Raw genomic sequence first — 25,798 nt, forward strand, 5'->3', positions numbered from 1 at the left:
CTTCGCTCGAATGGGTGATCCGTTTCACGCTGGGCGAGAGGCGGTCAGCACCGCGTGATGGGCTCGGTAGCATCAAGCACCGGCCCGGACGGAGCATGGCTGCACGGTCATCGTCCCCTCACCGCCGGTCGGAGCAGCCGGAGGTGCCCATGAGTGCAGAGGCCACAAACCCTGCGACGCCTGGCCCCGTGACGTCCGGGGCACAGCGCAGGCGCGGCCGTCCCCGGCTCGACCTGCGCCGTCTCGGCCGTGCGGCGCTGCTCGGCCCGGCCGCCCGGGACCGGCTCCCGGACGCGATCGGCCATGTGGCGGAAGCCCATCGCGCGTACTACCCCGACGCCGACCTGGAGCCGCTGCGCCGCGCGTACGTCCTGGCGGAGTCCTCGCACCGCGGCCAGATGCGCAAGAGCGGCGAGCCGTACATCACGCACCCCCTCGCGGTGACGCTGATCCTCGCCCAGCTCGGCGCGGAGATCACCACGCTGACCGCGTCGCTGCTCCACGACACCGTCGAGGACACGGACGTGACCCTCGACCAGGTGCGCGCGGAGTTCGGCGACGACGTCTGCTACCTGGTCGACGGTGTCACCAAGCTGGAGAAGGTCGACTACGGAGCGGCGGCCGAGCCGGAGACGTTCCGCAAGATGCTGGTCGCCACCGGCAACGACGTGCGCGTCATGTCGATCAAGCTCGCCGACCGGCTGCACAACATGCGCACCCTCGGCGTCATGCGCCCCGAGAAACAGGCCCGCATCGCCAAGGTGACCCGGGACGTGCTCATCCCGCTCGCCGAGCGGCTCGGCGTGCAGGCGCTCAAGACCGAGCTGGAGGACCTCGTCTTCGCGATCCTCCACCCGGAGGAGTGTGCCCAGGTCAAGGCCCTGATCGCGGCCAACTCGGCCTGTCCGGGGGACCGTCTCGAAGAGGTCGCCGACGCGGTACGGGCGGTGCTGCGGGACGCGGGCATCCAGGCCGAGGTCCTCATCCGGCCCCGGCACTACGTCTCCGTGCACCGGGTGCACCGCAAGCGCGGCGAGCTGCGGGGCACGGACTTCGGGCGGCTGCTCGTCCTGGTCGGCGAGGACGCGGACTGCTACGGGGTGCTCGGCGAGCTGCACACGTGCTTCACGCCGGTCGTCTCGGAGTTCAAGGACTTCATCGCGGTCCCCAAGTTCAACCTCTACCAGTCGCTGCACACCGCCGTGGCCGGGGCCGACGGAGAGGTCGCCGAAGTCCTCATCCGCACGCACCAGATGCACCGGGTCGCGGAGGCGGGCGTGGTCACGCTGCGCAATCCGTATGCGCCCGTCTCGGACGAGCCGGTCGACGGCGAGCGCGCCGACCCCACCCGCCCCGGCTGGCTCTCCCGCCTCCTGGACTGGCAGCAGGCCGCGCCCGATCCCGACACCTTCTGGTCCACGCTGCGCGAGGACCTCGCCCAGGACCGCGAGATCGCCGTCTTCCGGCAGGACGGCGGCACGCTCGGGCTGCCCGCCGGAGCCAGCTGCGTCGACGCCGCGTACGCGCAGTACGGGGAGGACGCCCACGCCTGCATCGGCGCCCGCGTCAACGGCCGCCTGGCGACGCTCAGTACGGTCCTGCGGGACGGCGACAGCGTGGAGCTGCTCATGGGCCAGGACCCGGCCTCGGGGCCCTCCAGGGAGTGGCTGGAGCACGCGCGCACCCCCGCCGCCCGCATCGCCATCCGGCGCTGGCTCACCGCCCACCCCGCCCCGGCCGCGCCCGCCGCGCCGCCGTCCGGGCGCCGCGCCCAGGTCCAGGCCGCCGCCGCCCGCCCGCAGGACGACTCCGCGCCGGAGCGCCCCGCCCCCGCGAGCGCCGTGGTGGCCGACAGGGAGGGCGCGACCGTCCGGCTGGCGGGCTGCTGCACCCCGGTGGCGCCGGACGAGATCACGGCCTTCGTGGTCCGTGGCGGCGTGGTGACCGTCCACCGGGTGGAGTGCCCCGGCGTGGAGCGCATGAAGGCGGTCGGGCGCGCGGAGGTCGGTGTGCGCTGGGGGGACTCGGCGGAGTGCCGGGTCACGCTGATTGCCGAATCGTTCGGCCGCGCCCACCTCCTCGCGGACCTCACGGAGGCCATCGCCCTGGAGGGCGTCGCGATCATCTCCGCGACCGTCGAGCCGCCGACGCAGCAGCGCGTCCGTCACACGTACACCCTCCAACTCCCGGACGCCGGGCACCTTCCGGGCCTGATGCGCGCCATGCGCAAGGTCCCCGGGGTGTACGACGTGAGCCGCGCCCAGCATCCGGCGGCGGCCACTTCGTAGAGGGCGTTCCGGGTCGGCGTGCCTCTTCGTAGTCGCACGCCAGACTCGTTCGAGTGGCATGGCGCGCGGCACCCCCAGTGGGGAAGGTGTGCGCTGATAGCGGTAGTTCATGCTGCTCACGCCTCGCACCACCCCGCAGACCAAGGCCCCGCGGCGGACTGTCCGCATCGCCACCGCCCTGCTCGCCGCGGCCGCCTCCGCGTCCCTGCTCGCCGCGAGCGCGCCCTCCCCGGCCACCCCGCTCGGCATCGGCGACCCGCTCTTCCCGCACCTCGGCAACCCCGGGTACGACGTGACGTCGTACGACATCTCGTTCACCTATCACGGGTCGAACACCAAGCCGCTCGACGCCGTGACCGTGATCGACGCCCGTGCGACGGCCCCCATGGAGCGCGTGAACCTCGACTTCGCGCACGGGAAGGTCCGCTCCGTGCGGGTCAACGGGGCCGCCGCCCGCTTCGACAGCACGGGCCAGGACCTCGTCGTCACCCCGGCCAGGCCGGTGGCCCGGGGCGACCGGATGCGGATCACCGTCCACCACACCAGCGACCCGGTGCCCGCGAAGGACGCGGAGGGCGGCTGGGTGCAGACCGGCGACGGGCTCGCCATGGCCAACCAGGCCGACGCCGCACACCGGGTCTTCCCCTGCAACGACCACCCGTCGGACAAGGCCGCCTACACCTTCCGCGTCACCGCACCCCGGGACGTCACGGTCGCCGCGAACGGCCTGCCCGCGGCGAAGCCGGTCACCAGGAGCGGCGGGGGAGCGACCACCTGGACCTTCCGCACCCACCACCCCATGGCGACCGAGCTGGCGCAGGTCTCCCTCGGACGGTCCGAGGTGGTCCACCGGGCAGGGCCGCACGGACTGCCCGTGCGCGACGTGGTGCCCGCCAAGGACCGTCACTCCATGGAGCGCTGGCTCAAGAAGACGCCGGGGCAGATCGGCTGGATGGAGGGGAAGGTCGGGCGCTATCCCTTCGAGACGTACGGGGTGCTGGTCGCCGAGGCGCAGACCGGCTTCGAGCTGGAGACCCAGACGCTCTCCCTCTTCGAGAAGCAGCTCTTCACGGCGAACGAGTATCCGGAGTGGTACGTCGACTCGATCATGGTGCACGAGCTGGCGCACCAGTGGTTCGGCGACAGCGTGAGCCCGCGCGCGTGGTCAGACCTGTGGCTCAACGAAGGGCACGCCACCTGGTACGAGGCGCTGTACGCGCAGGAGAAGGCGCAGCAGTCGCTGGAGACGCGGATGAAGGACGCGTACCGGCAGTCCGACCACTGGCGGGCGGCCGGCGGACCGCCCGCCGCTCCGAAGGCACCCGATGCGGGCCAGAAGATCAGCATCTTCCGGCCCGTCGTCTACGACGGCAGCGCGCTGGTCCTCTACGCCCTGCGCCAGGAGATCGGACAGCGCTCCTTCGACCGCCTGGAGCGGGAGTGGGTGCGCACGCACCGTGACGGGACCGCGACGAGCGCGGACTTCCAGCGCATGGCCTCGCGCGTCGCCGGGCGTGACCTCGGCGCGTTCTTCCAGGGCTGGCTGTACGGGGCGAAGACGCCGCCGATGCCGGGGCACCCGGACTGGCGCACCGCCGAGCCCGGCCACTAGGGCGCGCGGCCCGGGAAATAACCCGGGTGACGAGACGGGCCGTCCCGTGCAACCATCGTCAGGTCGGCTGCGCGGGCGGCCCGGGGAATCTCCGGGCGGCGCCGGACGTTGACGACTGTGACGGATTCCCCTTGGACGTAAGGACCCAATGACCTCCTCTTCTTCCCCTTCCCAGGACGCACAGAGCTTCGCGCAGAACTACCCCGAAGGTCTTCGGGCCGATGCCCTGATGGAAGAGGACGTCGCCTGGAGCCACGAGATCGACGGAGAGCGGGACGGCGAACAGTTCGACCGCTCCGAGCGCGCGGCTCTGCGCCGCGTCGCCGGCCTCTCCACCGAGCTCGAGGACGTCACCGAAGTCGAGTACCGCCAGCTCCGCCTGGAGCGCGTGGTCCTCGTCGGCGTATGGACCTCGGGAACCGTGCAGGACGCGGAGAACTCGCTCGCCGAGCTGGCCGCCCTCGCGGAGACCGCGGGCGCCCTCGTGCTCGACGGCGTCGTCCAGCGCCGCGACAAGCCCGACCCGGCGACGTACATCGGCTCCGGCAAGGCCCTGGAGCTGCGCGACATCGTGCTCGAGACCGGTGCCGACACCGTCGTCTGTGACGGTGAGCTCAGCCCCGGCCAGCTGATCCACCTCGAGGACGTCGTCAAGGTCAAGGTGGTCGACCGCACCGCCCTGATCCTCGACATCTTCGCCCAGCACGCCAAGTCCCGTGAGGGCAAGGCGCAGGTGGCCCTCGCGCAGATGCAGTACATGCTGCCGAGGCTCCGTGGCTGGGGTCAGTCGCTCTCCCGTCAGATGGGTGGCGGCGGCGGTGGCGGCATGGCCACCCGCGGTCCCGGTGAGACCAAGATCGAGACGGACCGGCGGCGGATCCGCGAGAAGATGGCGAAGATGCGCCGGGAGATCGCGGAGATGAAGACCGGCCGCGACATCAAGCGCCAGGAGCGCCGCCGCAACAAGGTGCCCTCGGTCGCCATCGCCGGGTATACGAACGCGGGCAAGTCCTCGCTGCTCAACCGCCTCACGGGCGCGGGCGTCCTGGTGGAGAACGCGCTGTTCGCCACCCTCGACCCGACCGTCCGCCGGGCCGAGACGCCGAGCGGCCGCCTGTACACCCTGGCCGACACCGTCGGGTTCGTCCGGCATCTGCCGCACCACCTCGTCGAGGCGTTCCGCTCCACGATGGAGGAGGTCGGCGACTCGGACCTGATCCTGCACGTGGTCGACGGCTCGCACCCCGTACCGGAGGAGCAGCTGGCCGCCGTGCGCGAGGTCATCCGTGACGTCGGCGCGACGGACGTCCCGGAGATCGTGGTGGTCAACAAGGCGGACGCGGCCGACCCGCTGGTCCTCCAGCGCCTGCTGCGCAACGAGCGGCACGCGATCGCCGTCTCGGCCCGCACGGGCGCCGGGATCGACGAGCTGCTCGCGCTCATCGACGCCGAACTGCCGCGCCCCGAGGTCGAGATCGAGGCTCTCGTGCCGTACACCCACGGCCAGCTCGTCTCGCGCGCCCACGCCGAGGGCGAGGTGCTCTCCGAGGAGCACACCGCCGAGGGCACGCTGCTCAAGGCCCGGGTGCACGAGGAGCTCGCGGCGGAGCTCGCTCCGTATGTGCCGGTCGCGCGCTGAGCACGTGAGCGACCGGGTAGCCGGACACGCGAACAACTGAGTATCCGAGCAAGCACGGTGAAGGCCCGCCCCCTGGAAGCAGGGGGCGGGCCTTCACCGTGCAATCTTCACCGAGCGGTCACTGACCGCCGTACTTCTTGGACATGAAGTCGAAGACCTGCTGGGCGCCCGAGCCCAGCTGCGGTCCGGCGAGCCAGGTGTTGTTGGCCGGGCCGATCGACGTGTTCGAGACCAGCTTGGTCTTGCCGTCCACCACGCGGAACCAGCCGCCACCGGAGGAGCCGCCGGTCATGGTGCAGCCGATGCGGTACATCGACGGCAGCGACGGGGCCAGCGAGAGGCGGCCCGGACGGTCGATGCACTTGTACATCAGCGCGCCGTTGTACGGGTCGGCCTGCGGGTAGCCCCAGGCGCCCATCGAGCCGACGCTCTTCGTCGCGGGGGCGGAGAAGTCGACGGGCAGCGCGGCGCCGACCGTCTCCTCCAGGGACTTGCCGCCCTGCTGCTCCGGCTGCACGTGCATCACGGCGTAGTCGTACGGGGCGCCCTCGCCACCGGTCGGGCCGCCGCCGTTGATCCACTCGTTCGAGGTGGAGACCCAGTTGGCCCAGAACTGGCCGTAGGGGGCGACTTCCTGCTGCGACGCGCTCTGCAGCGCCTCGGGCGACTTGCCGAGGTCGTTGTACGCGGGCACGAAGGTGATGTTGCGGTACCAGCCGCCCTCCTTGCCCTCGTGCACGCAGTGGCCCGCGGTCCACACGAGGTTGGACTTGCCCGGGTGGCGGGGGTCCTTCACGACCGTGCCGGAGCAGACCATGGAGCCCTTGGGGGAGTCGAAGAAGATCTTCCCGACCGGGGCGGCGTTGTCGTGGTACGGGGTCTTCTCGGCCTTGGCCTGGACCGGCTGCGGCTCCGGGTCGGTGGCGCCCTGGTCGCTGGGCGCGTCCTTGGCGGCGAGCGTCTTGTTGGGGTCCTTGGCGTCAGCCATGCGCTTCGGCTTCCACAGGTCCTTGATGACCGGGTTCACGAAGTCCTTGGCCTCGCGCATCCACTTGTCCTTCGAGAAGTCCTTCCACCCCCCGTCGGCCCACTTGTCCACGTCGATGCCGTGCTCCTTGAGCTTGTCGGCGATGTCGGTGGGCAGCTTGACGTCGGACCCCGAGTCGGAGCCCGAGCCCTGCGACGACGAGGAGTCCGCCTTGTCGCTCGAGCTGTCGTCGCTCGGGCCACAGGCGGTGGCGGTGAACGCCAGGGCGGCGGCGAGGCCGGTGGCGGCGAGTGCGGCACGTCGGCCGCGCCCGCGCGCGAAAGGCGCACGAATGGAACGCATGGTGCTGATACCCCCGAAGGAACGTGTATTTGCCATGTTCGTGTCAGGCGCTGGTGCAGACCTTTGCAGGTCATCCGGCGCAACACCCCACTATGCCTGTGAGGTTGAGGAGGAACGGCGGCGGGGTCGTGAAGGTATCCGGCGCCCCCGCCGTCGTACTCGCGTCACTTGCTGTCCGATGCTGTCCGGCTCGTCTACTGTCCGGCGAACTTCTTGCTCACCGCGCCGTAGATGCCCTTGGCCTCCTTGCCCAGGTGCGGCCCCGCGAGCCAGCCCGCGGTGACCGGGCCGATCGAGGTGTTGGACACGAGGGCCGGCTTGCCGTCGGCGCCCGCCGCGACCCAGCCGCCACCGGAGGAGCCGCCGGTCATCGTGCAGCCGATGCGGTACATCGTCGGGTCGTTCTTGGCGAGCGAGAGGCGGCCCGGCTTGTCCGGGCACTGGTGGAGCGCCTCGCCCTTGAAGGGGGGCGCGGCCGGGTAACCGGTCGCCGTCATCTTCTTGATCTTCGGCACGGCCGGGGCGTTGAAGTCCACCGGGAGCGCCGAACCGACCGTCTCCTCGAGGGACTTGCCGTTGCCGCCCTTCTCGGGGGTCACGTGCAGGACCGCGAAGTCGTACGGGGCCGCCTTGCCGCCCGTCGGGCCACCGGTCTCGATCCACTGGTTGGAGGTCTGCGCCCAGTCGCTCCACCAGACGCCGTGCGGAGCGACCTCTTCCTTGGGCGCGCCCTGGAGTTCCTCGACCGGCTTGCCCTGGTTGTTGTACGAGGGCACGAAGACGATGTTGCGGTACCAGCCGCCGTCGGCGCCGGCGTGCACGCAGTGGCCCGCGGTCCAGACGAGGTTGGACTTGCCGGGGTGTGCCGGGTCCTTGACCACCGTGGCGGAGCAGACCATCGAGCCCTTGTCGCTGTCGAAGAACAGCTTGCCCGCCTCGGGGGCGCTCGCGTCGTACGGGGCCTTGACCGGCTGGGCCTTGACCGGCTGCGGGGTCGGGTCGGTGACGCCCTGGTCACCGGAGATGTCGTTCTCGTCGACGCCGCGGTCGCTGTCGGGGTTCTTCTTGTCGGCGTCCCGCATGCGGTCCGCGTCCCACAGGCCGTCGATGATCGGGTTGACGAAGTCGCCGGCCTCGCGCAGCCAGTCCTTCTTGTCCCAGTTCCTCCAGGCGCCGTCCTTCCACTTGTCCAGGTCGATGTCGTGCTCCTTGAGCCGGTCCTGGATCTCCTGGGGAATCTCGACCTTGTCGTTGCCGCCGGTCGTCTTGCTCGCCGAGGCCGACGGCTTGTCGTCCGCGTTGTCGTCGCCGGGGCCGCAGGCCGTCGCGGTCAGGACGAGCGCCGCGCCGATGCCGACCGCCGCCGCCACGGGGGAGGTTCTGCGGCGCGCGCTCGCTCCTCGGCGAGCGGCGGAGAACGGACGTATGGGTCGCATGGTGAGAATCCCCCTGGGCCTCGACGATGGTTCCTCGGCTCCGGACAACCGGGCCTGAGCGGTGTGCCTGCACAGTGCCGCACACCCCGTTCCTGGTGAACGGCACCCCACACTATGCCGGTGCCGTAGGGGACGGCCGACGGAACGGCAACGGTTCCGTCACACGAGGATCTTCCCCAGGGGCAAGGAACTTCTGTTTGCCCGTGATCCTCCGGAGTCGGCGTCGTTGGTACGTACGGGGGGCTCGCGGTGTGCGTTCATCCCTCGGTCAAGTCAGCCACAGAATCGCCCATATATGGCCATTGAGCGCCATATGCGGTGAGAGCGCGCACAGTTCGAGCGGGAGGACCCATAGTCGTGGCCGTGACGGAGCCTGCGTCCGCGGTGGTCGCCGCGGCACATGAGGGAATTCTGCGGCGCCAGTCGGCGCGCGAGTCGGCGGCGCGCACCTATGCGCGGGCCCTGCCGATCGTGCCCGTGCGGGCCCGCGGCCTGACGATCGAGGGGGCCGACGGGCGGCGCTATCTCGACTGCCTCTCCGGTGCGGGGACCCTGGCCCTCGGCCACAACCACCCCGTGGTCCTCGAGGCCATCAGGCGCGTCCTCGACTCGGGCGCCCCGCTGCACGTCCTCGACCTGGCCACGCCCGTCAAGGACGACTTCACCACCGAGCTCTTCCAGACCCTGCCGCCCGGCCTCGCGGACCGCGCGCGCATCCAGTTCTGCGGGCCCGCGGGCACCGACGCGGTCGAGGCGGCCCTGAAGCTCGTGCGCACCGCCACCGGGCGCGAGGACCTGCTGGCCTTCACCGGCGCCTACCACGGCATGACCGCGGGGGCGCTCGCGGCGTCCGGGGGCGCGCGGGACGTACGGGTGGCGCGGCTGCCCTTCCCGCAGGACTACCGCTGCCCGTTCGGGGTCGGCGGTGCCCGCGGGGCCGAACTCGCCGCCCGCTGGGCCGAGTCGCTGCTCGACGACGACAAGTCGGGGGTGCCCGCGCCCGCCGGGATGATCCTGGAGCCGGTGCAGGGGGAGGGCGGTGTGATTCCCGCCCCCGACGACTGGCTGCGCCGGATGCGGGAGATCACCGCGGCGCGCGGCATCCCGCTCATCGCCGACGAGGTGCAGACGGGCGTCGGTCGCACCGGCACCTTCTGGGCCGTCGAACACAGCGGCGTCGTCCCGGACGTGATGGTGCTCTCCAAGGCGATCGGCGGCAGCCTCCCGCTCGCCGTCGTGGTCTACCGCGACGACCTGGACGTCTGGCCGCCCGGCGCGCACGCGGGCACCTTCCGCGGCAATCAGCTCGCCATGGCCGCGGGCGCGGCCACCCTCGCGTACGTCCGGGAGAACTGTCTCGCGGAGCGCGCGGCCGCCCTCGGTGCCCGCATGATCGCTCAACTGCGCGCTCTGGCGGCCGAGTTCCCGTGTGTGGGGGAGGTGCGGGGGCGCGGGCTGATGATGGGGGTCGAGCTGGTGGATCCCGGTGCGGGTGGAGGTGCGGGCGCGGGTGCGGTCGCGTCGGGGCATGGGGGTGCGCCCGGAGCGTGGGGTGCGCCCGCGCACGGCGGGATTCCCGCCCAGGGCCGCGGCGCGCTCGCGCGGGGCCGCGATGCCGCTCCCGAGGCTGCCCCGCCACCGTCACCGCCACTGTCACCGCCCCCGGCCCCGGCGCCGCCCGCGCCCGAGCTTGCCGTCGCCGTCCAGCGCGAGTGCCTGCGGCGGGGGCTCATCGTCGAACTCGGCGGCCGGGACGCCAGCGTCGTACGCCTCCTGCCGCCCCTCACCATCACCGACGAACAGGCGGCCGCGATCCTCGACCGCCTCGCCGACGCGCTGGCCGCGGCGGTCCGTCCGCGCCACGAATAGCCCGGGCGGGTGCGTCGTCCCGGCTTGCTCTGCCGCGCCGGGCCGGATCGCCCGGTCGGACCGGTCGGACCGGCCGGTTCGGCCCGGCCGATCGGATCGGTCCACCCAGTCGGTTCCGTTCCGACCCAGCCCTCGCCGGACGACGTCGCATCCGCCCGCCGCCCCGTCACTCCCCACGGAGCCCGCCCGAACAACCCACCAAGGAAGCTCTCTTGAACCCCAGTCCCGCATCCGACGGCCGCCCCCAACCACACGCGTCAGGCGCGTGCGGCACGCATTCCTCGCTGGTGGCGGAGGCCGGTACGGTCCCCCGGCAGCACACCGGGGGCCGCCGGACCGAGCAGCTGCGCGGAGCCCCCGTCGACCTCCTCGAGCACCCCGACCCGCACACCGCGGCCCAGTCCGCGGCCGTGGAGAACCTGCTGCGCTGCTGGGTGCGCGAGAACGGCCTCGACGCGCCCGAACACGGCGTCCTGCGCGTCCCGTTGCCCGCCAGCGGGTCGGCGCTCCTCGTGCCCGTGCGGTACTGGTCGGCGACCGGATGGCACCGCTTCGACCTGCCCTACCTGGAGGACGGGCCGAGCAGCGCACCGCCTGTCGACGCCGTCACGGTCGCCGCGCTGCTCGGGCGGGAGACGGCTCGGGCCGGGGTTGTGCAGGATGAGGCCGTACGGGATGAGTTCGTAGGGGAGGAGCTCGTACGAGAGGAGTCCGTACGAGAGGAGTCCGTACGGGACGGTGGCGGGGGCGTCGACGCGGGGCGTGACGAGCCCAGTCAGGACGAGGTCGGCCGGCACGAGGTCGGCCGGCACGAGGCCGGCCGCGGTGGCCTCGATGGGGACGAACCCCGCGCGGGCGCGCCCCTCGAAGACGGCGCCGCCCATGACGAGGGCCACCCCGTCGCCGAGCCCACCGACGGCGGCGACCTCGTCGGCCGGGTCGCCGACTCGGTGCGTCGCACCGCCGTCTTCATCGCCGACCGCCGGGCCAGTCCCGGTGACGAGGAGGACCGGTTCCTCGCCGCCGAACAGTCCCTGCTCCTCGGCCACCCGCTGCACCCCACCCCGAAGAGCCGCGAGGGCCTGTCCGACACCGAAACCCGCCTCTACTCACCGGAGTTGCGCGGCGCCTTCGCCCTGCACTGGCTCGCCGTCGACCCGTCCGTCCTCGCCGCCGACTCGGCCTGGACGGAGCGCGGCCGCACCGTCTCCGCCGACCGGCTCACCGCCCGCCTCGCGGGGCCCGGACTCCCGCTCCCGGCCGGGCACGCCGCCCTGCCCCTGCACCCCTGGCAGCTCCGCGAACTCCGGCACCGCCCGCAGACCGCCGCCCTGTTCGACGCCGGACTGCTCCAAGAGCTCGGCCCGCACGGCGCACCTTGGTACCCCACCTCCTCCGTCCGCACCCTCTACCGCTCCGGCGCGCCCGCGATGCTCAAGCTCTCGCTCGGCCTGCGCATCACCAACTCCCGCCGGGAGAACCTCCGCAAGGAACTCCACCGCGGCGTCGAGGTGCACCGGCTGCTGCGCAGCGGCCTCGCCGAGCAGTGGCAGGCGGCCCACCCCGGGTTCGACGTGGTCCGCGACCCGGCGTGGCTCGCCGTCACCGCCCCCGACGGCACGCCCGTCGCCGGGCTCGACGTGATGATCCGGCACAACCCCTTCGGCCCCGGCGACGACGCCAACTGCGTCGCCGGACTCGTCTCCCCCCGGCCGCCGGGGCAGAGCGCCGGGCAGGACCGGCCGTCGATGCGCTCCCGGCTCGGCGAGACGATCACCCGGCTCGCCGGGCGGACCGGGCGCCCGCGCGGAGCCGTCGCCACCGAGTGGTTCCTGCGGTACCTGGAGAACGTCGTCCGTCCGGTGCTGTGGCTGGACAGCGAGGCGGGGGTCGCCCTGGAGGCGCACCAGCAGAACACCCTGCTCCTGCTCGACCCCGAGGGCTGGCCGGTCGGCGGGCGCTACCGCGACAACCAGGGCTACTACTTCCGCGAGTCCCGGCGCGCCGAACTCGACCAGCGGCTGCCCGGCATCGGCCGGCACAGCGACACCTTCGTCTCCGACGAGGTCACCGACGAACGCTTCGCCTACTACCTCGGCATCAACAACGTCTTCGGCCTCATCGGGGCGCTCGGCTCCCAACACCTCGCGGACGAACGGCTGTTGCTGGCCGGCTTCCGCCGCTTCCTCCGCGACGTCGCCGCCGGGCCCGACCGGCTGCGCTCGCCCCTGCCCGCGCTGCTGCTCGACTCGCCCGTGCTGCGCTGCAAGGCCAACCTGCTCACCCGGCTGCACGGGCTCGACGAACTCGTCGGCCCGGTCGACACCCAGTCCGTCTACGTCACCATCGCCAACCCCCTCCACGCGTGAGCGCCCGCGCGCGCTCCGCACCCCCGCCGGCTACTGCCGCTCCGTCCGCCCCGCCCGCTCTGCCCCCCCGCCCTTGACCGTCGACCGCCACTGATCCCCCTGAGGAACATGTCCCGCTCTTCACATCCGCACCACCCGCACGGCCCGCCCTCCGTCCCGAGGCCCCTGCCCCACCCCTTCCACCACCGTCCACGCCTCTGACAGGAGCGACCCCGTGCCTCCCACCGACGCGAGCACCGACGCCGGAACCGAAACCGCCACCGGCGCCGGAGCACCCCCGGCCACCGCCGACGCCCGCGACGACTCCGAGCAGGGCGGCTCGGACGGCCAGGACACCCTCGACCTGCGCCTGCCCGACGAGCTCGTCGCCCTGCTCGCCGCCGAGGCCACGGCCGCACCGCGCCCCTCCGCCGGACCCGCCCCCCGGGCGCGGCCCGCCTCCTCCGGCGGCGACCTGCTCGGCGACATCGCCGACTGGGGACCGGCCACCACCCCGGTCGGCGTCTTCCAGCTCGTCCCCGTACGCGTCGAGCGGGACCTCCCGCTCATCAGCCGCTGGATGAACGACCCGGCCGTGGCGGCCTTCTGGCAGCTCGAAGGCCCCGACACGGTCACCGAGGGCCACCTCCGCACCCAACTCGACGGCGACGGACGCAGCGTGCCCTGCCTCGGCGTGCTGGACGGCACGCCGATGAGCTACTGGGAGATCTACCGCGCCGACCTGGACCCGCTGGCCCGCCACTACCCGGCCCGCCCGCACGACACCGGGATCCACCTCCTCATCGGCGGTGTCGCCAACCGCGGCCGTGGCCTCGGCAGTTCACTCCTGCGGGTCGTCGCCGACCTGGCCCTCGACCACCGTCCCGCCTGCGCGCGGGTCATCGCCGAACCCGACCTGCGCAACACCCCCTCCGTCTCCGCCTTTCTGAGCGCCGGCTTCCGCTTCTCCGCCGAAGTGGATCTCCCGGACAAGCGAGCCGCGCTCATGGTCCGCGACCGGGCCCTGCGCGCCGTGCTCTGACCCGGTCACAGTCTGTAACGAAGCTCGATCTGATCCGGTTCCCTCCCTCCCGAGGAGTCCCCGTGCCGCAGCCCCCCGCCACCCCGACTTCCCGAGAGCCGTCCGTGCTCTACGACCCGCCCGAGCTCTCCCAGGACGGCTGGGCGCGCGCCGAACGCCGTCTGCTCGCGAAGATGATCGCGGAGTTCGCGTACGAGGAGATCGTCCAGCCCACCGCCGACGCCCGGGGCGGGTACGCCCTGCGCCTCGACGGCGCGGAAGGTGAGGCCCCCACGCTCACCTTCCGCGCCCGCCGTGGCTCGTACGGCAGTTGGTACGTGGACCCGGCCGGCCTCGCCCTCGCCGAGGGCGGCGCACCGCCGCGGCCCTTCACCGACCCGCTCCGCTTCCTCACGCTCGCCCGCCGCACCCTGGGCCTCGACGGCGCCACGCTCGGCCACCTCATCCGCGAGCTCACCGTCACCCTCGCCGCCGATGCCCGCCTGGACCACGCGGCCCTCTCCGCGGCCCGGCTCGCCGACCTCGATTACGCCGAACTCGAAGGCCGCCAGGTGGGTCACCCCTGGCTCGTCCTCAACAAGGGACGTCTCGGCTTCTCTGCGAGCGACACCGCACGCTGGGCGCCGGAGTCGGGCACCGAAGTGGCGCTCCCCTGGATCGCGGTCCACACCGACCTCGCCGACTACCGCGGCGTGGCCGCCCTCGACAGCCCGGACAAGCTCTATGCCCGTGAACTGACAGCCGCCACAAGGGAGTCGTTCGAAGCCATACTCCGCGCGCGGGGCGCCGACCCGCGAAATTACCTCTACCTGCCGGTGCACCCCTGGCAGTGGGACGAGATCGTGCTGCCCCTCTTCGCCCCCTCCGTGGCCGCCGGGGTCATCGTCCCGCTCCCCACCGACGGCGACACCCGGCTGCCCCAGCAGTCCATCCGCACCTTCCTGAACACCGCACGCCCGGACCGGCACACCGTCAAGCTGCCCCTGTCCGTCCTCAACACCCTCGTGTGGCGCGGCCTCCCCATCGAGCGGACCCTCGCCGCCCCCGCCGTCACCGCCTGGATGCACGCCCTGCGCGACAGCGACCCCTTCTTGCGCGAATGCGGGGTGATCCTCCTCGGAGAGGTCGCCTCCGTGGCCGTCGAACACCCCCTGTACGACGGCCTCCCCGAAGTCCCGTACCAGTACAAGGAGTTGCTCGGCGCGATCTGGCGCGAGCCCGTCACCCGCTATCTCGCCCCAGGAGAGCGCGCCCGCACCCTCGCCTCGCTCCAGCACAGCGACCCGGACGGCAGGGCCTTCATCACCGAACTCGTCGAGCGCTCGGGCCTCGCGCCCCTGGTCTGGCTGCGCCGCCTGTTCGCCGCCCTGCTGCCCCCGCTGCTGCACTTCCTTTACCAGTACGGCACCGTGTTCTCCCCGCACGGAGAGAACGCCATCGTGGTGTTCGACGACAAGGACGTGCCCGTCCGGCTCGCCGTGAAGGACTTCGTCGACGACGTGAACGTCAGCGCCGAGCCCCTGCCCGAGCACGCCACCATGCCGGACGACGTGCGCGAGGTCCTCCTCACCGAGCCGCCCTCCTTCCTCACCCAGTTCATCCACTCCGGGCTCTTCGTGGGCGTCTTCCGCTACCTCGCCCCGCTCTGCGAGGAGCAACTGGGCGTCCGCGAGGCCGACTTCTGGTCCGCCGTCCGCGCCGAGATCCTCCGCCACCAGGCGCGCCACCCGCATCTGAAGGACCGGTTCGAGATGTTCGACCTGCTGGTGCCGCGCATCGAGCGGCTCTGCCTGAACCGCAACCGGCTCCACCTCGACGGCTACCGCGACCGCCCCCGACGCCCCCACGCCGCCGTGCACGGCACCGTCCCCAACCCCCTCCACCAGCCGTGATCGCGGGACTGTCAGTGGCGCACCGTAGACACCTCAGGGGCTCAAGGTGTCAAGCAGCAGCAGCGAGAACGGTAGGAAACGCGGTCGCTTCATCGAACAGCTCGCGCCTCTGAAGGCAGTAGTAGAGCTGGCCGATCATGCGATTGAAGAGGTTCCGCTGGGCGGCGGCGTGCCAGTCGCCGTGCTCATCCCGACGGCGCCGATAGTGCGCCTTGGCGCCGGGTGAGGCGGTGATCGCTGAGAATGCCCACAGGTATCCAGCGTGGTTGAGCCGGTCGTTCTTCACCCACCGACGTGTGATCGACGACTTCTTGCCGGAGGCCCTGGTAACGGGTGAGGAGCCCGCGTACGCCTTCAGCCCACGGGCGTCGGCGAACCGGGCCTTGTCGTCTCCGATCTCGGCCAGCACCCGGGCGCCGAGCTGGACGCCGAGGCCCGGGAAGCTGAGGACGATCTCAGCGTCCGGGTGCTGAGGGAAAGCCTCTTCAACCGCTTCGCTGAGGTCGTCGGCGGCGGTGCAGGCGGCTTCCAACTGGACGAGGAGGGCGAGCATTTGCTTGCCCAGTGCGTCTTCGACCAGCGTCGGCTGGTGGGCGTAGTCGGCCCGGAAGGCGTCACGGAGGCGCTCTGCCTCGGCCGTGATGCCCCGCTTGCGGCCGGCCCGCTTGAGCGCGGCCTCCAGCTGTGTGCGGGTCAGCCGTGCGGCCCGGGTCGGTGTGGGGGCGAGGCGGAGCAGTTCGCGGGTTTCGGGGCGGCACAGGCCGTTGGACCAGGTCGCGACAGCTTCCAGGACTGACGGGTAGAACTCGCGGAGCAGGGAGCGAAGCTGGTTGGCGATGGTCTGCCGGTTCCAGGTGGCGTCCTGCTGGGCGCGGGCAAGTACGGCGATGGCGCGAGCCAGATCGCTGTCGTTGGGCAGGGGCCGGTGCATGGCCATGTCTGTGCGCAGGATGTTCGCCAGGACCAGGGCGTCGCCGGGGTCGGACTTCTTTCGGGAGACGGCGTGGCGGTCGCGGTAACGGGAGGCGGCCATTGGGTTGATGGCGAACACCTTGCGCTTGCCCTGGCGCAGCACGGCCACGAGCAGGCCGCGGGAGGTCTCGACGGCGACTGGGATCGGGTTCTGCTCGGTGTCGCCGTGCTCGGTGAGTAGGTCGAGCAGGAGCTTGTAGCCGGCTGCGTCGTCGGTGATGTGCCGTTTGGCGAGTAACCGGCCGGAGTCGTCGACCAGAGCAATGTCGTGCGTCCGTTCCGCCCAGTCGATACCGCAGTAGATCAAGGCTTTCCCTCCCCAATGAGACAGATACGTGCTGGTCACGAGCGCATACGGGACCACGCGGCTCCCTAATCCAAGGACTCGGCACAGGGGCCGGTCCGACACCTCAGTAGCCGTTCGTGGAACCAGCTCGACCCGCGGGCCCCGGTCTATGCAGGAGCTCAGATGGCTCGGGCGTCTCAAGGGGTCACCGTGGGGCGGGCTCGCACCACTACACCAACGAGGGATCAAGGGGGCGGGTGTTGACGCTCGACGGCCCTGGGCGGCGCCGGCCTACGTTGAGACCTTCGGGTCTGGAAGGAGGAAGACGTCCGTCCAGCGCCGACGAGCACCAACACTGTTGTGGTAGCGGCCGCGAGGGCGCCGGGCGCCGCACGGTCTGGCGAGAGGCTTCACAGCCAGGCGTAGAGGAGGCATCCGCCCGGTGCCCACGCGACCCCCACCAAGAACACCAGGACCGCGCACCGATCTACGGTGAGGCATCGCATGCCCGGGTGGTCATGAGCGTCGCGGTCCCACTGCTCGAACAGCCCGTAACGAACTCTGCTCTCGTCCGGCACTGTCTTACCCACGGATTAGGGTGGTCCGCCTATGACGAAGCCCTCTCTCCCCGATCTCCTGCACGCCGCCGTCGAGGCCGTCGGCGGCACGGAGCGCCCTGGCCAGGTGACCATGGCCGAGACCGTCGCCGAGGCGATCGACGACGGTTCGCACCTGCTCGTCCAGGCGGGCACCGGCACGGGCAAGTCCCTCGGCTATCTCGTGCCCGCCCTGGCGCACGGGGAGCGGGTAGTGGTCGCGACGGCCACCCTCGCCCTCCAGCGCCAGCTCGTCGAGCGGGACCTGCCACGAACGGTGGACGCGCTGCACCCGCTGCTGCGCCGCCGCCCCCAGTTCGCCATGCTCAAGGGCCGGTCGAACTATCTGTGTCTGCACCGCCTCCATGAGGGCGTGCCGCAGGAAGAGGAGGAGGGCCTCTTCGACCAGTTCGAGGCGGCCGCGCCCACCAGCAAGCTCGGCCAGGACCTGCTGCGCATGCGCGACTGGGCGGACGAGACCGAGACGGGCGACCGGGACGACCTCACCCCGGGCGTCTCCGACCGCGCCTGGGGGCAGGTCTCCGTCTCGTCCCGCGAGTGCCTGGGCGCCTCCAAGTGCGCGTACGGCGCGGAGTGCTTCGCCGAGATGGCCCGCGAGCGTGCCAAGCTCGCCGAGGTCGTCGTCACCAACCACGCGCTGCTCGCCATCGACGCCATCGAGGGCGCCCCGGTCCTCCCGCAGCACGAGGTCCTGATCGTGGACGAGGCCCACGAGCTGGTCTCCCGCGTCACGGGCGTGGCCACCGGCGAGCTCACCCCGGGCCAGGTGAACCGAGCGGTCCGCCGCTCCGCGAAGCTGGTCAACGAGAAGGCGGCCGACCAGCTCCAGACCGCCGCCGAGGGCTTCGAGCGGCTGATGGAGCTGGCCCTGCCGGGCCGCCTCGAAGAGATCCCCGAGGACCTCGGGTACGCCTTGATGGCCCTGCGGGACGCCGCACGCACGGTGATCTCGGCGATCGGTGCCACCCGCGACAAGTCGGTGCAGGACGAGGACGCGGTCCGCAAGCAGGCCCTCGCCTCGGTGGAGACGATCCACGACGTGGCGGAGCGGATCACGAACGGCTCGGAGTGGGACGTCGTCTGGTACGAGGAATCCCGTGGCGGCTCCGCGTACCGCCAGGGCGGGGTCTCCCTGCGCGTCGCCCCCATGTCCGTATCGGGCCTGCTGCGCGAGAAGCTCTTCACGGACCGCTCCGTGGTCCTCACCTCCGCCACCCTCAAGCTGGGCGGCGATTTCAACGGGGTGGGGGCGTCCCTGGGCCTCGCCCCCGAGGGCACGCAGGCGGAGGACTCCCCGGTCTGGAAGGGCCTCGACGTCGGCTCCCCCTTCGACTACCGCAAGCAGGGAATCCTGTACGTGGCGCAGCACCTCTCCCGCCCGGGGCGTGAGGGGACACGCGGCGACATGACCGATGAGCTGGCCGAGCTGATCGAGGCCGCGGGCGGTCGCACGCTCGGCCTGTTCTCCTCCATGCGCGCCGCCCAGGCCGCGGCGGAGGAGCTGCGAGGCCGCCTCGACATGCCGATCCTGCTCCAGGGCGAGGAGACCCTCGGTGAGCTGATCAAGAGCTTCGCGGCCGACGCGAAGACCTGCCTCTTCGGGACGCTCTCGCTCTGGCAGGGCGTCGATGTGCCGGGCCCCAGCTGCCAGTTGGTGGTCATGGACAAGATCCCGTTCCCGCGCCCCGACGACCCGCTGATGAGCGCACGGCAGAAGGCGGTGGACGAGGCGGGCGGCAATGGCTTCATGGCCGTCGCGGCGACCCACGCCGCCCTGCTGATGGCACAGGGCGCGGGCCGTCTCGTCCGGGCGTCGGGCGACCGCGGTGTGGTCGCGGTCCTGGACCCCCGCCTGGCGACGGCGCGCTACGGCAGCTATCTCCGCGCCTCCCTGCCCGAGTTCTGGTACACGACGGACCGCAATCAGGTCCGCCGCTCCCTGGCCGCGATCGACGCGGCGGCGCAGGCCAAGGAAGCGCAGGCCCAGGAGGCGTAGCAGGCAAAAGTCAGGCCCCGGAACCGGCGCAGTTGGTCCCGGGGCCCGGTCATGGGCGGAAGGCTCACACCCGCCGCAGCACCGCCACCACCTTGCCGAGGATCGTCGCCTCGTCACCGGGGATCGGCTGGTACGCGGCATTGTGAGGCAGCAGCCACACGTGCCCGTCCTCGCGCTTGAACCGCTTCACCGTCGCCTCGCCGTCGAGCATCGCGGCGACGATGTCCCCGTTCTCCGCGACGGGCTGGCGGCGGACCGTGACCCAGTCCCCGTCGCAGATCGCGGCCTCGATCATCGAGTCACCGACGACCTTCAAGACGAAGAGCTCGCCGTCACCGACCAGCTGCCGGGGGAGGGGGAACACATCCTCGACGGACTCCTCGGCGAGGATCGGGCCACCGGCGGCGATGCGGCCGACCAGCGGGACGTACGAAGCGGCCGGCTTGCCCGTCGTGTCCGTGGGCTGCGTACTGGGCTGGTCCGAGCCGCGCACCTCGTAGGCGCGCGGGCGGTGCGGGTCGCGGCGCAGGAAGCCCTTGCGCTCGAGCGCCATCAGCTGGTGGGCCACCGAGGAGGTGCTGGAGAGGCCGACCGCCTGCCCGATCTCCCGCATCGACGGTGGGTAGCCGCGCCGCTGGACGGAGTCGCGGATGACTTCGATGACCCTCCGCTGGCGGTCCGTGAGTCCCGAGCTGTCGGCGCGGATGCCTGGAGGTCGACCGGGCAGGGAGCGCGTGGGCTTGGGCCCCTCCGGGTTCGTGGCTGCGTCATTCATGGCATGCACCGGCTCGAGTCGGCCCTGGGAACGGTCCTGGGCAGTGATGGTGGCGCTGTCTGCGGTGGTGGTCACGTCGGTCGGCCCCTCTCGCGATGTTCTCCCTAGCTAGCCAACGGTAGTTGCTTTCGAAAGGTTGCGCCAAACACACGTTCGAGTGAAAAATCGCAGATTGCCTGACGTGATCATGTGCCTGGGTGTATGGCTGGCGCTCGGACCGAATGGCAATTCGGTTCATTACGGTACGCTTCACCGCCGGGGTCGAGACCCCCTCCAGTGGGGTCCCCAGTGTGCCATTCGTTGCTCCGTCAACCTGGCATCGGCCCTCGCTCCGTGCGGCGACGACGGGTGCCCTTCCGCTCCCCGCGGTGCGCGGCGGCGCGACACGCGATGGCGTCGAATTTACGGCCAAACCCCAGATCTAGTGGTTGGATTGCAACAGCAGCCCAGAAGTTGTGGTCCCCGGTCCTTCGGGACCTCGGCCATCGCCTATGCTTGGGGCTGCTTCGAGGGCCCCAAGGGCCCGGTGGAGCCTACGAGTCGTGCCGTGAAGGAGGGTTGGGAGTTCCATGCACTGCCCCTTCTGCAGGCACCCCGACAGCCGCGTAGTCGACAGCCGCACCACGGACGACGGAACGTCGATCCGCAGGCGCCGTCAGTGCCCGGACTGCTCCCGTCGTTTCACGACTGTGGAGACGTGCTCGCTGATGGTGGTCAAGCGCAGTGGCGTGACCGAGCCCTTCAGCCGTACGAAGGTCATCAACGGCGTGCGCAAGGCGTGCCAGGGGCGGCCGGTGACCGAGGACGCGCTCGCGCAGCTCGGCCAGCGGGTCGAGGAGGCGGTGCGTGCCACCGGAAGCGCCGAGCTGACCACCCACGACGTGGGCCTGGCCATACTCGGTCCGCTGCAGGAGCTCGACCTCGTCGCCTACCTGCGCTTCGCGTCCGTGTACCGGGCGTTCAATTCACTCGAAGACTTCGAAGCTGCCATCGGGGAGCTGAGGGAACAGCGGCCCGAACAGGTGCCGCACGACGCGTCCGGGGAGCGGGACGCGCATGACAGCGGGCCCGGAGGGACTGTCGAAGTCCCGGTGCCCGCCACCGCCGCCGACTGACCGGCTACCGACCGTTCGGCGGCGATCCAGACCTGCTGTGCGCCCTTGTGGGCCGCGCAGCATCAGACACACACCGTGCCACGGGAAGAACGTGGCACTTCAGGGCGTTTTAGCCTGATACAGGGAGGCGGCATGACCGAGACGACGAGCGGCCCGGCACGAGGTTCCCGCGCCAAGGGATCCAAGGCCAGCAAGGGTCTGCGTATCGAGCGCATCCACACGACGCCCGGCGTGCATCCGTACGACGAGGTGGCCTGGGAGCGCCGTGACGTCGTCATGACCAACTGGCGCGACGGCTCGGTCAACTTCGAGCAGCGTGGCGTCGAGTTCCCCGACTTCTGGTCGGTGAACGCGGTCAACATCGTCACCAGCAAGTACTTCCGCGGGGCCGTCGGTACCCCGCAGCGCGAGACCGGCCTCAAGCAGCTGATCGACCGCATCGTGAAGACGTACCGCAAGGCCGGCGAGGACAACAGCTACTTCGCCTCGCCCGCCGACGCGGAGATCTTCGAGCACGAGCTGGCGTACGCCCTCCTGCACCAGGTCTTCAGCTTCAACTCGCCGGTGTGGTTCAACGTCGGCACGCCGCAGCCGCAGCAGGTCTCGGCCTGCTTCATCCTGTCCGTCGACGACTCCATGGAGTCGATCCTCGACTGGTACAAGGAAGAGGGCATGATCTTCAAGGGCGGCTCCGGCGCCGGCCTGAACCTCTCCCGGATCCGCTCCTCCAAGGAGCTCCTCTCCTCCGGCGGCAACGCCTCCGGCCCCGTCTCCTTCATGCGTGGTGCCGACGCCTCTGCAGGAACGATCAAGTCCGGTGGCGCCACCCGGCGTGCCGCCAAGATGGTCATCCTCGACGTCGACCACCCCGACATCGAGGGCTTCATCGAGACCAAGGTCAAGGAAGAGGAGAAGATCCGCGCCCTGCGCGACGCGGGCTTCGACATGGACCTGGGCGGCGACGACATCACGTCCGTCCAGTACCAGAACGCCAACAACTCGGTGCGCGTGAACGACGAGTTCATGAAGGCCGTCGAGGCCGGCTCCAAGTTCGGCCTGCGCGCCCGCATGACCGGTGACGTCATCGAAGAGGTCGACGCCAAGGGCCTCTTCCGCAAGATGGCCGAGGCCGCCTGGGCCTGTGCCGACCCCGGCATCCAGTACGACGACACCATCAACGCCTGGCACACCTGCCCGGAGTCCGGCCGCATCAACGGCTCGAACCCGTGCAGCGAGTACATGCACCTGGACAACACGTCCTGCAACCTCGCCTCGCTGAACCTGATGAAGTTCCTCAAGGACGACGGCAAGGGCAACCAGTCCTTCGAGTCCGAGCGCTTCGCCAAGGTCGTCGAGCTGGTCATCACCGCGATGGACATCTCCATCTGCTTCGCGGACTTCCCGACCCAGAAGATCGGCGAGAACACCCGCGCCTTCCGTCAGCTGGGCATCGGCTACGCCAACCTCGGCGCCCTGCTGATGGCCACCGGCCACGCGTACGACTCGGACGGCGGCCGCTCCCTCGCCGGTGCCATCACGTCGCTCATGACCGGCACCTCGTACAAGCGCTCCGCCGAACTGGCCGCGGTCGTCGGCCCGTACGACGGCTATGCCCGCAACGCCACGCCGCACAAGCGCGTCATGAAGCAGCACGCCGACGCCAACACCGCGGCCGTCCGCATCGACGACCTGGACACCCCGGTCTGGGCCGCGGCCACCGAAGCCTGGCAGGACGTGCTCCGCCTCGGCGAGAAGAACGGCTTCCGCAACTCCCAGGCGTCGGTCATCGCCCCGACCGGCACCATCGGTCTCGCGATGTCCTGCGACACCACGGGCCTGGAGCCCGACCTCGCCCTGGTCAAGTTCAAGAAGCTCGTCGGCGGCGGCTCGATGCAGATCGTCAACGGCACCGTGCCGCAGGCCCTGCGTCGCCTCGGCTACCAGGAGGAGCAGATCGAGGCGATCGTCGCCCACATCGCCGACAACGGCAATGTGATCGACGCCCCCGGCCTCAAGACCGAGCACTACGAGGTCTTCGACTGCGCCATGGGCGAGCGCTCCATCTCCGCGATGGGCCACGTCCGCATGATGGCCGCGATCCAGCCGTGGATCTCGGGCGCCCTCTCCAAGACGGTCAACCTCCCGGAGACCGCCACCGTCGAGGACGTCGAAGAGGTCTACTTCGAGGCGTGGAAGATGGGCGTCAAGGCGCTCGCCATCTACCGCGACAACTGCAAGGTCGGCCAGCCCCTCTCCGCCAAGAAGAAGGAAGAGGAGAAGGCCGAGATCGCCGAGAAGGCCGAGGGCGAGATCCGTGCCGCGGTCGAGAAGGTGGTCGAGTACCGCCCGGTCCGCAAGCGCCTCCCGAAGGGCCGTCCCGGCATCACCACCTCCTTCACGGTGGGCGGCGCCGAGGGCTACATGACCGCCAACTCCTACCCGGACGACGGTCTGGGCGAGGTCTTCCTGAAGATGTCCAAGCAGGGCTCGACCCTCGCGGGCATGATGGACGCCTTCTCCATCGCCGTCTCCGTCGGCCTGCAGTACGGCGTGCCCCTGGAGACGTACGTCTCGAAGTTCACGAACATGCGCTTCGAGCCGGCCGGCATGACGGACGACCCGGACGTGCGGATGGCGCAGTCGATCGTCGACTACATCTTCCGCCGCCTGGCGCTGGACTTCCTGCCCTTCGAGACGCGCTCCGCGCTCGGCATCCACTCCGCCGAGGAGCGTCAGCGCCACCTGGAGACGGGCTCCTACGAGCCCGCCGACGACGAGGTGGACGTCGAGGGCCTGGCCCAGTCCGCCCCGCGGCAGACCGAGTCCCTGAAGGCGGTCGCCGCGCCGAAGGCCGAGGCGGAGCCGGCCAAGGCGGCCCCGCAGCAGGCGCACACCAGCGCCGAGCTCGTCGAGATGCAGCTGGGCATCCAGGCCGACGCGCCGCTGTGCTTCTCCTGCGGTACGAAGATGCAGCGCGCGGGCTCCTGCTACATCTGCGAGGGCTGCGGCTCGACCAGCGGCTGCAGCTGAGCCGACCGCCCGCTGAGGGCGTGAGCTGAGGAGCGGCGGGACCCGGACGGGTCCCGCCGCTCCGTGCTGTCGGCCGGTGCGGCGCTGTCGGCCGGCGCAAGCTGTCGGTCAGAGCGCCGAGCCCATGGCCGCGGCGAAGGCCGAGGGGTCCGCTGCGAAGCCGCGCAGCACCTCGCGGAAGGCCCACTCGCCCGTCGGCCGCCGGGTGAACTCCGCGACCGTGGCCGCCGTGCACCCGGCGACCTCGGCGAAGTCGTGGTGGACCAGCTCGGCGTACTCGTCGCGGATGCGTACTGCCGTGCTCGGCACGTCGGCGAAGACCTTGAGCGTCGCGGGCTGCTGTATCAGCACGCCGACCACCACGCGCGCGTACCGTGCGTCGAGCCGGTCCAGCTCCAGGGTCATGACCTCGTCGAAGCCGAAGCCCTGGCCCGTCCTGCTGTCCCGGTTCAGGACGATCGTGCCGTCGGGGGAGCGGCTGTCGAAGTGCACGAGATAGGCGGGGCTGCCGTGCGGATCGTCGGCGGTGTAGGTCGCGGCGATGATGTCGAGGTCGTGGGGCGGCTCACCGATCGGACTCGGGTCCCACTTCAACCCGACCTCGACCTTGCGGGATCCCTTTCTGACGCTGCTCATCGAACTCCCCCTTGTCGTCCCGTCGTTGCTCTCCTTGAGACACGCTACGTCCTTGGACTGACGTGAGCAGAAAGGGGAGTTGCGTGATGCCGTCGACCAGGAGTGCAGGATCGAACGGGGTGGCGACAGCGGGGGAACGCTGATCCGGGTGCACTCCGCCGGAGCGTGACCCGCGCCACGTTCAGGGCCGTACGATGGCGCGGTGCTGGTCAAGTGGATTCGCTGCAACGTGGTGGACCGCCGGGGGTTCGAGCGGGGGCAGCGGAAGTGGGCGGGGCTTCTGGGGGAGCCGGGATTCCGGGGGCAGGGCGGGGGGTGGAGCAGAGGGCGGCCGGGTGTGGCGCACGTCTTCGCCTTCTGGGAGAACCGCGCCTTCTACGACTCCTTCATGGCCCGCTCGCACGACCGGCTCGCCGCCGCTCAGGCGCGCACCTTCAAGGACATGCAGGTCAAGCTCTTCGACCACCGCTTCGACGTGAAGACGGGGTTCGAGCCGCGCTTCACGGACGCGGACGTGGTGCGGGTCGCGCACTGCCGGGTCCGGGAGGCGCGCGTGGAGCACTTCGTGCTCATGCAGGAGAAGGTCTGGAACCCCGCGATGGCGGGCTCTCCGGGCATGGTGCGGGGGCTGTTCGGCGAGGCGGCCGAGCATGAGTTCCTGGTGCTCTCGATGTGGCAGTCCGCCGCCGAGCACGGCAAGTACCGCGTCGAGCGCGTGGAGCGGCTCGCCCTGCGGGCGCAGACGGAGGCCGATGTGGCGGCGCTCGCCGGTGACATCGTGGAGCTGGAGCCTTCCTGGATCGTGTGACGCGCCCTTCTGCGGATCGTGTCCCGCGCCCCTTCTGCGGATCGCGTGCCGCGCCCCCTCTGTGGATCGTGTGCCGTGCCCTCTTTTTCGGGGCCTGCGACGCCGCG

At 71.1% G+C, this 25,798-nt stretch carries 16 protein-coding genes; 11 read left to right on the forward strand and 5 right to left on the reverse strand.

Annotated elements, in window-relative coordinates:
- Positions 1 to 149: 149 nt before the first annotated feature.
- From ACQB60_RS38760 to hflX, 3 genes are all read left to right on the forward strand, one after another.
- A complete protein-coding gene (locus tag ACQB60_RS38760; RefSeq protein WP_496930783.1) occupies positions 150 to 2,288 on the forward strand; it encodes a RelA/SpoT family protein in 2,139 nt (712 codons plus the stop codon).
- Positions 2,289 to 2,397: 109 nt separating this feature from the next.
- Positions 2,398 to 3,900, forward strand: coding sequence for a M1 family metallopeptidase (locus ACQB60_RS38765; RefSeq protein ID WP_496930784.1), 1,503 nt, complete (start codon positions 2,398 to 2,400; stop codon positions 3,898 to 3,900).
- A gap of 148 nt (positions 3,901 to 4,048) precedes the next feature.
- Entirely contained in the window at positions 4,049 to 5,539 is a 1,491-nt protein-coding gene (gene hflX / locus ACQB60_RS38770) for a GTPase HflX (protein ID WP_384838690.1), read from the forward strand.
- 118 nt (positions 5,540 to 5,657) lie between these two features.
- Here the strand turns inward: hflX and ACQB60_RS38775 are convergent, their stop codons facing one another.
- A complete protein-coding gene (locus tag ACQB60_RS38775) occupies positions 5,658 to 6,869 on the reverse strand; it encodes a trypsin-like serine peptidase (protein ID WP_496930785.1) in 1,212 nt (403 codons plus the stop codon).
- Between the two features lie 194 nt (positions 6,870 to 7,063).
- Positions 7,064 to 8,305: a trypsin-like serine peptidase gene (locus tag ACQB60_RS38780; RefSeq protein WP_496930786.1), complete on the reverse strand. Its 1,242-nt coding sequence runs from the start codon at positions 8,303 to 8,305 to the stop codon at positions 7,064 to 7,066.
- A 357-nt stretch (positions 8,306 to 8,662) separates the two neighbouring features.
- On the opposite strand from ACQB60_RS38780, the gene ACQB60_RS38785 reads away from it, so the two are divergent.
- The 4 genes from ACQB60_RS38785 (at position 8,663) to ACQB60_RS38800 (ending at position 15,456) form a co-directional block, all read left to right on the forward strand.
- Positions 8,663 to 10,174, forward strand: a complete 1,512-nt coding sequence (locus tag ACQB60_RS38785; RefSeq protein ID WP_496930787.1) for a diaminobutyrate--2-oxoglutarate transaminase family protein — start codon at positions 8,663 to 8,665, stop codon at positions 10,172 to 10,174.
- Positions 10,175 to 10,386: 212 nt separating this feature from the next.
- The gene (locus tag ACQB60_RS38790; protein ID WP_496930788.1) at positions 10,387 to 12,543 is read left to right on the forward strand and encodes an IucA/IucC family protein; all 2,157 of its coding nucleotides are present in this window, start codon (positions 10,387 to 10,389) and stop codon (positions 12,541 to 12,543) included.
- 214 nt (positions 12,544 to 12,757) lie between these two features.
- Entirely contained in the window at positions 12,758 to 13,564 is an 807-nt protein-coding gene (locus ACQB60_RS38795; RefSeq protein ID WP_496930789.1) for a GNAT family N-acetyltransferase, read from the forward strand.
- A gap of 62 nt (positions 13,565 to 13,626) precedes the next feature.
- Positions 13,627 to 15,456, forward strand: coding sequence for an IucA/IucC family protein (locus ACQB60_RS38800; RefSeq protein ID WP_496930790.1), 1,830 nt, complete (start codon positions 13,627 to 13,629; stop codon positions 15,454 to 15,456).
- 49 nt (positions 15,457 to 15,505) lie between these two features.
- On the opposite strand, the gene ACQB60_RS38805 is transcribed toward ACQB60_RS38800, so the two are convergent.
- On the reverse strand, positions 15,506 to 16,735 hold the full coding sequence (locus tag ACQB60_RS38805) for an IS110 family RNA-guided transposase (protein ID WP_496930848.1): 1,230 nt from the start codon (positions 16,733 to 16,735) through the stop codon (positions 15,506 to 15,508).
- Between the two features lie 588 nt (positions 16,736 to 17,323).
- Here ACQB60_RS38805 and ACQB60_RS38810 point away from each other — a divergent pair.
- Entirely contained in the window at positions 17,324 to 19,327 is a 2,004-nt protein-coding gene (locus ACQB60_RS38810) for an ATP-dependent DNA helicase (protein ID WP_496930791.1), read from the forward strand.
- A gap of 64 nt (positions 19,328 to 19,391) precedes the next feature.
- Here the strand turns inward: ACQB60_RS38810 and lexA are convergent, their stop codons facing one another.
- Positions 19,392 to 20,177: a transcriptional repressor LexA gene (lexA, locus tag ACQB60_RS38815; RefSeq protein WP_384838668.1), complete on the reverse strand. Its 786-nt coding sequence runs from the start codon at positions 20,175 to 20,177 to the stop codon at positions 19,392 to 19,394.
- A gap of 494 nt (positions 20,178 to 20,671) precedes the next feature.
- Here lexA and nrdR point away from each other — a divergent pair, with 494 nt between their 5' ends.
- A complete protein-coding gene (gene nrdR / locus ACQB60_RS38820; RefSeq protein ID WP_496930792.1) occupies positions 20,672 to 21,217 on the forward strand; it encodes a transcriptional regulator NrdR in 546 nt (181 codons plus the stop codon).
- 132 nt (positions 21,218 to 21,349) lie between these two features.
- Positions 21,350 to 24,247, forward strand: a complete 2,898-nt coding sequence (locus ACQB60_RS38825) for a vitamin B12-dependent ribonucleotide reductase (RefSeq protein WP_496930793.1) — start codon at positions 21,350 to 21,352, stop codon at positions 24,245 to 24,247.
- Between the two features lie 108 nt (positions 24,248 to 24,355).
- Here ACQB60_RS38825 and ACQB60_RS38830 read toward each other — a convergent pair whose 3' ends face one another.
- Positions 24,356 to 24,883 carry a TerD family protein gene (locus ACQB60_RS38830; RefSeq protein WP_496930794.1) on the reverse strand — a complete coding sequence of 176 codons (528 nt, stop codon included), beginning with the start codon at positions 24,881 to 24,883 and terminating at the stop codon, positions 24,356 to 24,358.
- A gap of 202 nt (positions 24,884 to 25,085) precedes the next feature.
- On the opposite strand from ACQB60_RS38830, the gene ACQB60_RS38835 reads away from it, so the two are divergent.
- Entirely contained in the window at positions 25,086 to 25,691 is a 606-nt protein-coding gene (locus ACQB60_RS38835) for a YdbC family protein (protein WP_384838653.1), read from the forward strand.
- Positions 25,692 to 25,798 lie beyond the last annotated feature (107 nt).

This window comes from Streptomyces odontotermitis, from assembly GCF_050510915.1.
GTDB lineage: Bacteria > Actinomycetota > Actinomycetes > Streptomycetales > Streptomycetaceae > Streptomyces.